The following is a 12,489-nucleotide window of genomic DNA, read 5'->3' on the forward strand; positions in this document are numbered from 1 at the left end:
GTAGGTTCGAATAGCAAAGCGTATTCGGATGAATTTGATGATTGGGCGCAGGTTGGCGCTGAGCGAAGCCCAGCATCAACCCCCGACTGACCCCGCTCCCAGTACCAGGGCCGTGCCCAGGGTGGCCAGCAGGGCGCCGGCCCAGGCGGGCAGGGCAGGGCGCACCCCCGAGTGCCACCACAGCAGGGGCAGCAGTATGACCGGTGTGGTGGAGGAGAGGATGGCCACCATGCCCACGTCCCCCTGGCGCAGGGCCACCAGGATGAGCGTCATCCCTAGGGCCATGGCCAGGAAGCCGTTGATGCCTATCATGCCAAGCACCTGGCGATTGATGGGGTTGTGCGGCATGGCCAGGGGCACCCTCAGCACCCGCAGGGTATAGTGCGCCAGCAGGGCGCTCCCCATGCGGATGCCGGAGGCGCTCACCGCGTCCACGTTGCCAGCCATCATCACCGGCTTGGCGATGATGGCTCCCAGGCTCTGACACAGGGCCGCAGTCAGGCCGAGCGCGATGCCGACTCCGAGGTGGCCGCGCACCTGTTCCCACTCGTTGTGCTGTTGCGCCTGCTGCGGGTTGCCACGGCGGCCGAACAGGATGGCGAGCATGACCCCCGCCAGCACCAGCAAGGCCCCCACCAGACGCCAGCCACCGAGTTGTTCGCCAAACAGCCAGAGCCCGAGCAGGGCGGAGAAGAGCGCGTGGCAGGAGAACAGCAAGCCGCTGCGCCTGGGCCCCAGCCGGTTCATGCAGGCAAATAGCGCGGTGTCACCGACGAAGATGCCGATGAGCCCAGACAACGCCAGCAGTGGCAGGGCGCTCTGGGTGAGGCTCTGCCAGCCCCCCGTGACCAGGCTGGCGCTGGCCAGCATCAGGCTGACCAGAAACATCCGCCAGCGGCTGTAGGCAAAGGCCCCCAGATGGCGTGCAGGTTTGACGGAAATCAGGGCTGCGACGGCCCATAAACTGGCGGCAGCCAGCGCCAGCCACTCATACCCCATAAAGACCCCTGAAACGGTAGAAATCAGCCGGGCTGATGCCTGCATCGAGCGCCATGGCGCCCTGACTGACCTTCATGCGAGGCGAGTCGAGGGGACCGTCAAGCGGTCTTGCACGCCCGTGGCTGACAGTTGGGAAAAATCCCCTGAAAAAAATAGCCCGAAAGACTCCATCTGCCGGGCAAGCCCGATACAATACGGGGCGTCTTCGGGGATAACAAGCGCGGCATCATGCATTCGTTTTAAGGCGCGCCGCCGGCCTTCCCCTTCTTAAAATAAAGTGAATTGAACGAGGTTGATCTCATGCTTTACCGTTTCGCCGCCCGGCCAGCCCGTCGCTGGCTCTCCCCCATGCTGCTCGGACTGATGCTGGCGCCGCCGTTGCAGGCGACCACAGTGGTGCAGCAGCCTGCGCTCTCTGACAGGCAGACCCTGGTCAAGGGCAACGGCGCCGAACCAGAGTCCCTCGACCCTGCCCAGATCCGCTCCGGTTTCCCGGGGGAGGTGGTGCTGGTGGACTTGTTCGAGGGGCTGGTCAGCGAGGATGGGCAGGGCAGGATAGTGCCGGCCCAGGCCCAGCGCTGGGAGACGCGCGAGGATGGCCTGGTGTGGCGCTTCTTCCTGCGCCCGCAGCTCAAGTGGTCCAACGGCGAGCCACTCACCGCCCGGGATTTCGTCTACGCCTGGCAGCGTCTGCTGAGCCCGGCGCAGGCCTCGCCCTCCGCCGGTCTCTTGCTGGCGACCGGCATCAACAATGCTCAGTCCATCTATGCCGGTGCCCTCGATCTCGATGCCCTGGGGGTGGAGGCCGAGAGCGATCAGATCCTCAAGGTGACCCTGGAGCGGCCCGTGCCCTACTTCCTGCAGCTCATCAGCCAGCGCCCCTTCGTGCCGGTCAACGAGCGGGCCATCACCCAGTTTGGCAAGCAGTGGACCCAGCCTGGCAAGCTGGTCAGCAACGGCCCCTACCGGCTGGTGAACTGGGTGCCGAACGAGCGCATCGAAGCCGAGCGCAACCCCCAGTACTGGGATGATGCCCACACCCGGATCCAGCGGGTAACCTATCTGCCCCTGGCTTCCCAGCACGCGGAGCGGCTGCGCTACGAGGCGGGAGAGATCCAGCTCACCAACAAGGTGGCGCTGGAGTACTACCAGAAGACCATGGAAGAGACCCCGGAGCGGATCTGGGGCCTGCCGCTGCTGGGGACCTACCTCTATACCTTCAACCTGCGCCGTCCCGAGCTGCAGGATGTGCGGGTGCGTCAGGCGCTCTCCATGGCCATGGATCGCCGCCTGCTGACCGAGAAGGTGAGCGGTCAGGGGGAGCGGCCGGCCTGGTCCCTGCTGCCCGGCATGCCGGATTACGAAGAGCTGGGTTCGGCGCTGGCCCTGGAGGACATGCCGACCCGTCTGGCCAGGGCCGCTGCCCTGCTGACGGAGGCGGGCTACAACAGCGCCCACCCCCTCAAGCTGACGCTGGCCTACAACACCTCGGAGAATCACAAGAAGCTGGCCCTGGCGGTCGCGGCCATGTGGAAGCCGCTGGGGGTGGAGGTCACCCTCAACAACATGGAGTGGAATGCCTATCAGGTGGCCAAGGACAGCGGCGACTTCATGCTGGCCCGCTCCTTCTTGTTTGGTGACTATGTCGAGCCCTCGTCCATGCTGGGCAGTTTCCGCTGTCAGGATCCCCAGAACGAGAGCGGCTACTGCAACCCGGCCTTCGACGGCCTGTTGCAACAGGCCGCTGACTCTCTGGATGGTGCCGCCCGAACCGGGCTCTACCGCAAGGCCGAGCAACTGCTGATGGAGGAGATGCCCGTCATCCCCGTCTATCACTACAACCAGATGAGGCTGGTGGACCCCGCCCTGCGCGGCCTGCCGAGCAGCAACCTGAAGGGGGCCATCGCCACCAAGGATCTCTACTTCAGCCAGCCATGAGGAGTGTGCGATGAAGATAGCCATCATTTCCGATCTGCACGGCAGCCTGCCTGCCCTGGAGCAGGTGCTGGCGCAGCTTGCCCCCTGGCAGCCGGATCACTATCTGTTGCTGGGGGATCTGCTCAACCACGGCCCGCGCAATCCGGTGCCGGCGGGGTATGAGCCTGCCGCCGTGGCGGCGCGGCTCAACCAGCTGGCCCCCCGGATCATGGCGGTGCGGGGCAACTGCGATTCAGAGGTGGATCAGATGCTGCTGCACTTCCCCATCACGGCCCCCTACAACCAGTTGCTGGTGGACGGGCGGCGCTGGTTCGTCAGTCATGGTCATCTCTATGATCCCGAGGCGGTGCCCTTGCCGGCGGGCAGCCTCTTTATCAGCGGCCATACCCACCTGCCCGTATTGCGACGAGAAGTGCGGCAAGAAGGGGAAATGGTGCTGGTGAACCCGGGATCCATCTGTTTTCCGAGGGGAGAATGGGCGGCCAGCTATGGCCGGTATGAGGATGGCGTCATGAGCATTCATGCCTGCCGCGACGGGGCAAGGCTGATGGAACTGGTGCTCTGACGGCCGGGCATCAAGAGAAGGAAGGAGAGAGGATTAGGCCTTGATACCCAGGGAGCGGGTGCCGGAGCGGGTATTGCCCTTGGCGTCATAGGTCAGGGAGTTGCTGTCTCGCAACTTGCTGAGAAAGCTCGCCAGGCGGCGATTGGAGATGATGCTGAGCTCGAGCAGTCGACCGTTGAGGTTGTTCTGCTCCTGACAGGCTTCCAGCTTGGCTTGCAGGGCCTGCACCTGAGCCGGGAAGGCGCCGAGTTGTTGCTGCAGATCGGGCAGCTCGGCCAATCTCTTGTCCAGGGTCTCGATGGCCTCAAGCAGTTGCTGCTTGCGCTCGGCCAGCGCCGGCAAGGCCAGGGCCCGGTGTGCCTTGAGCAGGTCAAACTCCTCTGCCAGCAAACCTTGCATCTGGGAGAGGTTGTGGTCCTGGGCGTGCAGCAGCGAAGGCAGTTCCATCATCCCAGCCGTTTGTCCAGATCCGCTTCGAAGCTGAACATCTTCCTGGCCACGGCTTCGCTGTTGACCTTGTATTCCCCACTGGCCACGGCCTTCTTCAGGCTTTCGACGCGGCTCTCGTTACCGGTGGAGGCGGTGTTGAGGGTCTTCTGCATCTGTTGCAATTGCTGCGCCTCACTGGTCAAGGAGACAGAGTCGGTCTTGACGGTCGCCGCACGATTGCTCTCGGCAGAGGTCGCGGACTTGGTGGCTACACCCTGACTGGTCCCACTGTTTTGCAACCGGCTGTTTGCCAAGTTGTTGATATTGTTGATAGCCATACGGTTTACCTTCGTCTGCTTTGCTGTTCGCTTACCTGTTTATCGGTGACGGCGGTCAGAACTTTAGAAAAAAATTGCTGCATTAATAAAACAGTCAGAATGTGACCACCACAGAGCCGACGGCACTCACCTGGCCCTGCACCGCTCTGCCCGAACGAATGTTGACGAGCCTGATCATGTCTCCGAAGCTGCCATCTTGCAAGGCTCGGGCCATGGTTTTGATCTGCATGCTGCTGTTTTCCGCACTCAGGGTGACCTGGTCCCCCTTGCAGACCACGCAGACCTGAGTCAGCCTGATTGGCTGGCCCGGTTTGAGTTCACGCTTGCTGCGCACCCCGATGAGGGCGGCGGGGTCGGTGAGATAGTCACCGCGGATCAGGGTCTGATCCTGGTAGGCCAGGGTCAGCATGGACTCGCTCAGTATGTCCCCCTTGGCCACGGGAGCCGCGACGGTCACATAGGGTTTCTGGATGCTGACCCGCACCGGGAGATAGAGATCCCAGGGTTTGTCTCCCTCGCACTTGAGGTAGACGGTGGTGTTGCGGCGTATCTCCATCTTGGCCGGGAGGGAGATAGTCAGCCCCTCTTCGCAGTGGTTCAGGGGGAGGCGCTCATCTATGGTACCGGCGGTCACCTCGGCCTGGGCGTCGAGGGGGACATCCAGCTGGTCGAGGACGAATGTCTGTGCCTGCTCCTGCAGATAGTCGGTCACCTCGGATGCCATGGCGTGAGAGAGGCTGCAAAACGGCAGTAAGATGAGGAAAAGTCTATTAATCATTTTTGCTTACCGGTCGATAAGTTGTTCACGTACACCATCGCAGTTAACTATGCTTGCTGCAGATTTCGGTTGTCGAGACATCGATAGTCTGATGCAAGCCAATGTGCATGCACACACAACATGCACGATCAGTGCCAAGCGTTTTTTAGGGAGTGTTTATGGCGAGTATTCTGGACTCGGTCAACCAACGGACCCAGCTGGTGGGACAAAACCGGTTGGAGCTGCTGCTGTTTCGTCTCAACGGACGTCAAAGATTTGGCATCAACGTATTCAAGGTACGTGAGGTGCTGCAGTGCCCTCCCTTGACCGTCATGCCCAAGCTCAACTCCTGCATACGCGGTGTGGCGCACATTCGCGGCCAGACCATCTCGGTGATCGATCTCAGCATGGCGATGGGCAAGCGCCCCATCCAGGACATCTCCAAGTGCTTCATCATCATCTCCGAGTACAACAGATCCGTTCAGGGGTTCCTGGTCCATTCGGTCGAGCGCATCATCAACATGAACTGGGAGTCCATCCTGCCGCCCCCCAAGGGCGCCGGTCGCATCAACTACATGACGGCGGTGACCGAGGTGGATGGCGAGCTGGTGGAGATCCTGGACGTGGAGCGCATTCTCAACGAGATCTCGCCGGTCTCCACCGAGGTGAGTGCCGAGCTGGTGGAAGCCAGCGTGGAGCGCAACCCCCACGGCCGTCCTGTGCTGGTCGCCGACGACTCTTCGGTGGCGCGCAAGCAGGTACAGCGGGCGCTGGAGGCCATCGGGGTGCAGTGCGTGCTGGCCAAGGATGGACGGGAGGCCCTCAACATGTTGCTGGAGATGGCCAAGCAGGGCCCCATCCTCGATCAGATTGCCCTGGTCATCTCCGACATCGAGATGCCGGAGATGGATGGCTACACCTTCACCGCCGAGATCCGCAACAATCCCAACCTGAAGGATTTGCATGTTATCCTGCACACATCCCTCAGTGGGGTGTTCAATCAGGCCATGGTGCAGAAAGTTGGTGCGAACAACTTCATAGCCAAATTCCAGCCTGATGAGTTGGCCAAGGCCGTACAAGGCGCCCTCTAATAAAGAAGAACAACTGCATGAAGACACTTTCGGACGACTTATACAGGCAATTCAGCAATTTTCTGGCGCAGCAGAGCGGCATAGTGCTGGGTGACAACAAACAGTATCTGGTCAAGAGCCGTCTGTCGCCCTTGATGACTCAGTTTGGTATCGAGAGTCTGTCTGAACTGGTGACCCGGGCGATGAACGTGCGCGAGCGGGAGCTCAAGATGGCCGTGGTCGATGCCATGACCACCAATGAAACCCTGTGGTTTCGCGATACCTACCCGTTCCAGCTGCTGAGCGACAAGATCTTCCCCGAGCTCGGCAAGAGTGGTCGTCCCATCAAGATCTGGTCTGCGGCCTCCTCCTCCGGGCAGGAGCCTTACTCCATCGCCATGACGGCGCTGGAGCAGCAGGTCAAACGCCCCGGCACCTTGCCGGGCGGGGTGCAGATAGTGGGGACCGACATCTCCAGCACCATGCTCAACCAGTGCAAGGAGGGGGTCTACGACAGCCTGGCACTGGCCCGCGGCCTGTCACCCGAGCGCAAGCGGCTGTTCTTTGAGCCCTGCGGCGACAACAAGATGCGGGTATCGGAGCGTGTCAGAAAATTGACCAGCTTCCGGCCACTGAACCTGCTGGAGAGCTACAGCCTGCTCGGCAAGTTTGACATCATCTTCTGTCGCAACGTGCTCATCTACTTTGCGCCAGAGGTGAAGTCCAAGATCCTCAACCAGTTTGCCAGCAGCCTCAATCCTGGCGGCTATCTGATGCTGGGGGCCTCGGAGTCCCTGGCGGGCCTCACCGACAAGTTCGAGATGATCCGCTGCAACCCCGGCATCGTCTACAAGGTCAAATAACTCCCCCCTCGTCCCTCTTTGGCATACCTCTTGCTAAACATTCGTGAAGCAGGAGGTGCGCTATGGCAATTTCATTCGACAAGGCATTCGGTGTTCACCAGTACACGCTGAGCGTTCGCGCCAAGCGTGCGGAGGTGCTATCGAGCAACATCGCCAACGCGGATACGCCGGGCTTCAAGGCCCGTGACATCAACTTCTCCCAGGCGTTGCAGGATGCCCAGAGCCAGCAAGGGTTCGGGCTGTCCACCACCAGCGAGAAGCATTTCGCCTTGCAGATGGATGCCCCCGGGTCGACCCAGTATCGCAACCCCCTGCAACCGGATACAGGTGACGGCAATACGGTGGATGTGCAGCAGGAGCGCAGCGAGTTCCTGCGCAACAGCCTCGAGTACCAGGCCTCCCTCGAATTCATGAATGGCAAGATAAGCGGCCTGCTCAAGGCGTTGAAAGGAGATCAGTAATGAGTTTGTTCAAGGTCTTTGACATTGCAGGCTCTGCCATGAGCGCGCAGTCCGTCCGCCTCAATACGGTGGCCAGCAACATGGCCAACGCCGACAGCGTCAGCTCCAGCGTGGAAAAAACTTACCATGCCAGGCGGCCAGTCTTTGCCGCCCAGCTGGATCAGGCCATGTCGGACAAGCAGGCCTCGGTGGGGGTGGATGTGAAGGGCATAGTCGAGAGCGATGCGCCGCTGCTCAAGGAGTACAACCCCAACCACCCCATGGCGGACAAGGATGGCTTCATCTTCAAGCCCAACGTCAACATGGTGGAGGAGATGGCGGACATGATAGCGGCGTCGCGCAGTTACCAGACCAACGTCCAGGTGGCGGATGCGGCGAAGAAGATGCTGCAGCAGACGCTCGGCCTCGGCAAGTCCTGATAGAGGTGAACCCGGATGACAGTGATCAGTGACGGCCTGCATGGCCGCGACCATGGGTTCGACCCGTACGACGCCCGGCAAACCCGGACAGAGAGGGAATCCTAAGTGGCAGATACCTATGACAGCCTGCTGGGGGTCAACCGGACGTCGCCCGCCCAGACCAATACCACCAACACCACGACCCAGAAGAAGGAGCTGGATCAGGAGTCCTTCCTGAAGCTGCTGACCATGCAGCTCTCCTACCAGGATCCGTTCAAGCCGGTGGACAACGCCCAGATGCTCTCCCAGATGACCTCGATGTCGACGTCCCAGGGGATCAGCAGCCTCTCCACCCAGATGGAGAGCCTCAACAGCCTGATGACCTCCAGCCAGGCGCTGCAGGCCTCGGCCCTGGTGGGCCAGAACGTGCTCATTCCCTCCAACACCGGTTATCTGGAGAAGGGGAGCACCCTCTCCGGCGTCATCGCCACCGGGGACGGTGGCAGCAACGTCAAGGTGACGGTGAAGGACGAAAGCGGTCAGGTGATCAAGGAGTTCTCCATCGAAGGGGATCAGAAGGGGAACGTGGCCTTCGAGTGGGATGGCAAGGACAAGTCGGGCAATGCCGCCAAGAGCGGGAAGTATTCGATAGAGGCGCACGCCACTGTCAATGGCAAGTCCGAGAGCGTACCGGCCCTCACCTATGCCAAGGTGGAGAGCGTCACCCTGGGCACCAGCACCAACCCCAGCACCCTCAAACTCAAGGGACTGGGTGGCATCTATCTGACCGATGTATTGGAAATTGGCGGGACGACCGGCAAGTCGACACCGACGCCGACACCGACCCCTAACGCAGTGATCTAAGGAGAAAGACATGTCATTCAACAATGCCCTCAGCGGCATCAATGCGGCTCAAAAAGACCTGAACGTCACCGCGAACAACATTGCCAACGTCAATACCACCGGCTTCAAGGAGTCCCGCGCCGAGTTCGCCGACGTCTACGCCAACTCCATCTTCGTCAACGCCAAGACCCAGGTCGGCAACGGGGTGGCGACGGGGGCGGTGGCGCAGCAGTTCCACCAGGGGGCGCTGCAGTTCACCAACAACGCGCTGGATCTCGCCATCCAGGGCAATGGTTTCTTCGTGACTTCCGATGGCCTGACCAACCTGGATCGCAGCTACACCCGCTCCGGCGCCTTCAAGCTCAACGAAAGCAGCTACATGGTCAGCAACTCCGGCGGTTACCTGCAGGGGTACGAGATCAACTCTGATGGCACCCCCAAGGCGGTGAGCATCAACGCGACCAAGCCCATCCAGATCCCTGACAAGGCCGGCGAGCCGGTCCAGACCTCGCAGATCGAGGCCAGCTTCAACCTGCCGTCCACCGCCTCGCCGCTGGCGGCGGGCAATGGCGCCGCCGATGCTTCCAAGTTCGATCCCAAGGATTCGAGCACCTACTCCTCCTCCACCTCTGTGGTGGTCTACGACTCCCTGGGGGAGCCGCACACCATCACCCAGTACTTCGTCAAGGAAGCGGATCCCGCGAACCTGACCCAGCCTGCGAGCCCGACGGCCTGGCGCATGTACATGTATGAAGGGGACAAGCCCATCGACGTCGTGGGCGGCACTGCCACCACCATGGCGACCGGCCTGAGCCAGGCCCCCCTGAGCGCCCGCGTCACCTTCGATGCCTCCGGCAAGATGCAGACCCCCACCACGCCGGCCATCATCAAGACAGAGCCGCTGGGCACCCCGGGCGCCGGCATCATCAACAATGGCGCCGATGGCACCCAGGAGATCGAGCTCAAGCTCGGCACAGTGACCCAGTACGCCTCGCCGTTCGAGGTCAACAAGTTGACCCAGGATGGCTCCACCGTCGGCCGGCTGACCAAGGTTGAAATCACCGCTGACGGCATAGTCTCGGCGACCTACAGCAACGCCACCACCGTCAAGGTGGCCATGGTGGCCATGGCCAAGTTCGCCAACTCCCAGGGGCTGACCCAGGTGGGGGACACCTCCTGGCGCCAGTCCCTGCTCTCCGGTGATGCCCTGCCGGGCACCCCGAACTCCGGCACCTTCGGCTCCATCAAGTCGTCGGCCCTGGAGCAATCCAACGTGGACTTGACCACAGAGCTGGTGGACCTCATCACCGCCCAGCGCAACTTCCAGGCGAACTCCCGCTCCCTGGAAGTGAACAGCTCACTGCAGCAGAACATACTGCAGATCCGCTAAGGATTATCGCGGTGACAAGGGGCGCTCATGCGCCCCTTGTCGTTTCCGATGCGGCGCTTTTTCCTCCTCTGTTTCACCCTTCCCATATCTCTTGGCACTCAATTTGCAGTTGTCCTGCGAGAGTCATCTGTTTGACGGAGGATCCCATGGATCACCTGCTTTATATCGCCATGTCCGGGGCCAAGGAGAACATGAACAGCCTGGCTGTGCGTGGCAACAACCTGGCCAACGCCAACACCATCGGCTTCAAGTCTGACTTCGAGCAGGCGCGCAGCATGCAGGCGTTTGGCGAAGGGCTGCCGTCCCGGGTGTTCGCCATGACGGAGCGGCCGGGTCAGAACCTGCAGCACGGCCTGCTGCAGACCACGGGGCGGGATCTTGACGTCGCCGTCGACGGCCCGGGCTGGATTGCGGTGCAGGATCCCAATGGGGCAGAGGCCTATACCCGCATGGGCAACCTGCAGCTCAATGCCACCGGCAATCTGCAGACCTCCACCGGACTCAACGTGGTGGATGACGCAGGCCAGCCCATAGTGCTGCCCCTGCCCATGGAGAAGATAGAGATCAACCGGGATGGCACCATCAGCGGCCGTCCCGAGGGGGCCGCCGCCAACCTGCCGGAGGATTTCCAGCGCATCAAGCTGGTCAACCCTCCCAGCGATGCGGTGGAGAAGGGGCAGGATGGCCTGTTTCGCCGCAAGGATGGCCAGAAGGAAGCCGCCTCTGCCGAGGTCGGCCTGCTGGCTGGCTCCCTCGAGGGGAGCAACGTCAACGTGGTCGACGAGATGACCAACCTTATTCGTTTGCAGCGTCAGTTCGAAACTCAGGTCAAGATCATGAAGACCGCCGAGGAGAATGACGAGGCCCAAACCCAGCTGCTGCGTATCAGCTAATCAAGGAGCATTAAATGAATCCTGCACTCTGGATCAGCAAGACCGGCCTCGATGCCCAGCAGACCAACATTTCGGTCACCTCGAACAACCTGGCGAACGCCAGCACCGTAGGCTACAAGAAGGCCCGCGCCATCTTCGAGGATCTGCTCTATCAGAACATCAACCAGCCAGGTGGCCGCTCCTCGGCGGATACCGAGCTGCCCTCCGGCCTGATGCTGGGGGCGGGGGCCAAGGTGGTCGCCACCCAGAAAAACCACAGCCAGGGCAACGTCCAGACCACGGACAACTCCCTGGATCTGATGATAAGCGGCCGCGGCTACTTCGAGATCCAGCTGCCGGACGGCAGCGCGGCCTACACCCGCAACGGCCAGTTCACCCTCAATGACGAGGGCACCATAGTCACCCCGGGCAACGGCTACCCGCTGCAGCCGGAGATCCAGATCCCCGAGAACGCCCAGAGCGTGACCGTGGGGGAGGATGGCCAGGTCTCCGTCCAGCTCAAGGGGGATGGCCAGTCCCAGGTGGTGGGCCAGATCAACACCACCGACTTCGTCAATCCGACCGGCCTGCAACCCATGGGGGAGAACTTGTTCCTCGAGACCCAGTCGAGCGGCGCCCCCATCCAGGGGACGGCAGGTGCGGACGGACTGGGGGTGATCAAGCAGGGCATGCTGGAGACCTCCAACGTCAACGTGACCGAGGAGCTGGTGAACCTGATCCAGGCCCAGCGGGTCTACGAGATGAACTCCAAGGTCATCTCGGCAGTAGACTCCATGATGTCCTTCCTGACCCAGCGGACCTGATGAAAGGAGAGCCATGATGAAAGCCCTATGGATGCTGGGCCTGCTGACACTGGCAGGCTGTACTAGCACCCCCAATACCGCCAGACCCGACGACCCCGAATTTGCCCCCGTGTATGGCGAGTCGGAGCCGGTGTCGGTGCGCCCGACCGGGGCCATCTTCCAGCCCGAGCAGGTCAACGGCATCTACTCGGACATCAAGGCCCATAGGGTAGGTGACATCATCACCATAGAGCTGGCGGAGTCGACCTCGGCGTCGAAGAAGGCCAATACCCAGAGCGGCAAGGACAACAAGATGGAGCTGGAGCCCGTCACCCTGGGCGGGGTGCCGGTGACGGCGAGTCCCTATGACTTGTCGGCCTCCATCGGCCAGAGCAGTGCGTTCAAGGGCCAGGCCAAGGCGGATCAGAGCAACAGCCTGCAGGGCAACATCTCGGTCAGCGTGGTCAAGGTATTGCCGAACGGCAACCTGCTGGTGCGCGGCGAGAAGTGGATCATGCTCAACAACGGCAACGAATACATTCGCATCACCGGCCTGGTACGCCCGGAGGATGTGAGTTCGGAGAACAGCGTCTCGTCCCAGCGGGTCGCCAATGCGCGCATCCATTACGGCGGCACCGGCGATCTGGCCAACACCCAGGAACAGGGGTGGCTGACCAGCTTCTTCAACGGCCCCTGGTGGCCCATTTAATACTCGGGCCCCGGGTCGTCAGTGGCGACCCGGGGCCGGAATGGTTTAGTCAGG

General features: G+C 61.7%; 15 protein-coding genes. 11 read left to right on the forward strand and 4 right to left on the reverse strand.

Annotated elements, in window-relative coordinates; genetic code table 11:
- Nucleotides 1-75 precede the first annotated feature (75 nt).
- Nucleotides 76-999, reverse strand: a complete 924-nt coding sequence (locus ACWPWQ_RS12675; protein ID WP_454009926.1) for a DMT family transporter — start codon at nt 997-999, stop codon at nt 76-78.
- 300 nt (nt 1,000-1,299) lie between these two features.
- Here ACWPWQ_RS12675 and ACWPWQ_RS12680 point away from each other — a divergent pair, with 300 nt between their 5' ends.
- Entirely contained in the window at nt 1,300-2,937 is a 1,638-nt protein-coding gene (locus tag ACWPWQ_RS12680) for a peptide ABC transporter substrate-binding protein (protein ID WP_454009927.1), read from the forward strand.
- A gap of 10 nt (nt 2,938-2,947) precedes the next feature.
- Entirely contained in the window at nt 2,948-3,502 is a 555-nt protein-coding gene (yfcE, locus tag ACWPWQ_RS12685; RefSeq protein WP_454009928.1) for a phosphodiesterase, read from the forward strand.
- Between the two features lie 33 nt (nt 3,503-3,535).
- Here the strand turns inward: yfcE and ACWPWQ_RS12690 are convergent, their stop codons facing one another.
- The 3 genes from ACWPWQ_RS12690 to flgA form a co-directional block, all read right to left on the reverse strand.
- Entirely contained in the window at nt 3,536-3,952 is a 417-nt protein-coding gene (locus ACWPWQ_RS12690) for a flagella synthesis protein FlgN (RefSeq protein ID WP_454009929.1), read from the reverse strand.
- Nucleotides 3,949-4,269 carry a flagellar biosynthesis anti-sigma factor FlgM gene (flgM, locus tag ACWPWQ_RS12695; protein WP_025327542.1) on the reverse strand — a complete coding sequence of 107 codons (321 nt, stop codon included), beginning with the start codon at nt 4,267-4,269 and terminating at the stop codon, nt 3,949-3,951. Before flgM ends, ACWPWQ_RS12690 begins: the two co-directional genes overlap by 4 nt.
- 94 nt (nt 4,270-4,363) lie before the next feature.
- Nucleotides 4,364-4,969 (reverse strand): flagellar basal body P-ring formation chaperone FlgA, encoded by a 606-nt coding sequence (flgA, locus tag ACWPWQ_RS12700; protein ID WP_310650727.1) that lies wholly within the window; start codon nt 4,967-4,969, stop codon nt 4,364-4,366.
- A gap of 236 nt (nt 4,970-5,205) precedes the next feature.
- Here flgA and ACWPWQ_RS12705 point away from each other — a divergent pair, with 236 nt between their 5' ends.
- From ACWPWQ_RS12705 to flgH, 9 genes are all read left to right on the forward strand, one after another.
- Complete coding sequence (locus tag ACWPWQ_RS12705) at nt 5,206-6,117, forward strand: chemotaxis protein CheV (protein ID WP_025327540.1); 912 nt, start codon at nt 5,206-5,208, stop codon at nt 6,115-6,117.
- Nucleotides 6,118-6,134: 17 nt separating this feature from the next.
- The gene (locus ACWPWQ_RS12710) at nt 6,135-6,959 is read left to right on the forward strand and encodes a CheR family methyltransferase (RefSeq protein WP_005329773.1); all 825 of its coding nucleotides are present in this window, start codon (nt 6,135-6,137) and stop codon (nt 6,957-6,959) included.
- Nucleotides 6,960-7,021: 62 nt separating this feature from the next.
- Nucleotides 7,022-7,420, forward strand: a complete 399-nt coding sequence (gene flgB / locus ACWPWQ_RS12715) for a flagellar basal body rod protein FlgB (RefSeq protein WP_005329774.1) — start codon at nt 7,022-7,024, stop codon at nt 7,418-7,420.
- Nucleotides 7,420-7,839 (forward strand): flagellar basal body rod protein FlgC, encoded by a 420-nt coding sequence (flgC, locus tag ACWPWQ_RS12720; protein ID WP_005329775.1) that lies wholly within the window; start codon nt 7,420-7,422, stop codon nt 7,837-7,839. The genes flgB and flgC overlap by 1 nt, the downstream gene beginning before the upstream one ends.
- Nucleotides 7,840-7,944: 105 nt before the next feature.
- Nucleotides 7,945-8,682, forward strand: a complete 738-nt coding sequence (locus tag ACWPWQ_RS12725) for a flagellar hook assembly protein FlgD (protein WP_454009930.1) — start codon at nt 7,945-7,947, stop codon at nt 8,680-8,682.
- A gap of 10 nt (nt 8,683-8,692) precedes the next feature.
- Nucleotides 8,693-10,051, forward strand: coding sequence for a flagellar hook protein FlgE (gene flgE / locus ACWPWQ_RS12730; RefSeq protein ID WP_454009931.1), 1,359 nt, complete (start codon nt 8,693-8,695; stop codon nt 10,049-10,051).
- 146 nt (nt 10,052-10,197) lie between these two features.
- Nucleotides 10,198-10,944: a flagellar basal-body rod protein FlgF gene (gene flgF, locus ACWPWQ_RS12735; protein ID WP_139434871.1), complete on the forward strand. Its 747-nt coding sequence runs from the start codon at nt 10,198-10,200 to the stop codon at nt 10,942-10,944.
- Nucleotides 10,945-10,958: 14 nt separating this feature from the next.
- Nucleotides 10,959-11,747: a flagellar basal-body rod protein FlgG gene (flgG, locus tag ACWPWQ_RS12740; protein WP_010675290.1), complete on the forward strand. Its 789-nt coding sequence runs from the start codon at nt 10,959-10,961 to the stop codon at nt 11,745-11,747.
- Between the two features lie 16 nt (nt 11,748-11,763).
- Complete coding sequence (gene flgH / locus ACWPWQ_RS12745) at nt 11,764-12,435, forward strand: flagellar basal body L-ring protein FlgH (RefSeq protein ID WP_139434917.1); 672 nt, start codon at nt 11,764-11,766, stop codon at nt 12,433-12,435.
- Nucleotides 12,436-12,489: the final 54 nt, after the last annotated feature.

This window comes from Aeromonas sp. Marseille-Q7275, from assembly GCF_965119515.1.

Bases quoted from the DNA above. Each gene is read 5' to 3' on its own strand.
- flgB (WP_005329774.1), top strand. From the start codon at position 7,022: ATGGCAATTTCATTCGACAAGGCATTCGGTGTTCACCAGTACACGCTG.
- ACWPWQ_RS12690 (WP_454009929.1), bottom strand. From the start codon at position 3,952: ATGATGGAACTGCCTTCGCTGCTGCACGCCCAGGACCACAACCTCTCC.
- ACWPWQ_RS12705 (WP_025327540.1), top strand. From the start codon at position 5,206: ATGGCGAGTATTCTGGACTCGGTCAACCAACGGACCCAGCTGGTGGGA.
- flgF (WP_139434871.1), top strand. From the start codon at position 10,198: ATGGATCACCTGCTTTATATCGCCATGTCCGGGGCCAAGGAGAACATG.
- yfcE (WP_454009928.1), top strand. From the start codon at position 2,948: ATGAAGATAGCCATCATTTCCGATCTGCACGGCAGCCTGCCTGCCCTG.
- ACWPWQ_RS12675 (WP_454009926.1), bottom strand. From the start codon at position 999: ATGGGGTATGAGTGGCTGGCGCTGGCTGCCGCCAGTTTATGGGCCGTC.
- ACWPWQ_RS12710 (WP_005329773.1), top strand. From the start codon at position 6,135: ATGAAGACACTTTCGGACGACTTATACAGGCAATTCAGCAATTTTCTG.
- flgE (WP_454009931.1), top strand. From the start codon at position 8,693: ATGTCATTCAACAATGCCCTCAGCGGCATCAATGCGGCTCAAAAAGAC.
- ACWPWQ_RS12680 (WP_454009927.1), top strand. From the start codon at position 1,300: ATGCTTTACCGTTTCGCCGCCCGGCCAGCCCGTCGCTGGCTCTCCCCC.
- flgG (WP_010675290.1), top strand. From the start codon at position 10,959: ATGAATCCTGCACTCTGGATCAGCAAGACCGGCCTCGATGCCCAGCAG.
- flgM (WP_025327542.1), bottom strand. From the start codon at position 4,269: ATGGCTATCAACAATATCAACAACTTGGCAAACAGCCGGTTGCAAAAC.
- flgH (WP_139434917.1), top strand. From the start codon at position 11,764: ATGAAAGCCCTATGGATGCTGGGCCTGCTGACACTGGCAGGCTGTACT.
- flgC (WP_005329775.1), top strand. From the start codon at position 7,420: ATGAGTTTGTTCAAGGTCTTTGACATTGCAGGCTCTGCCATGAGCGCG.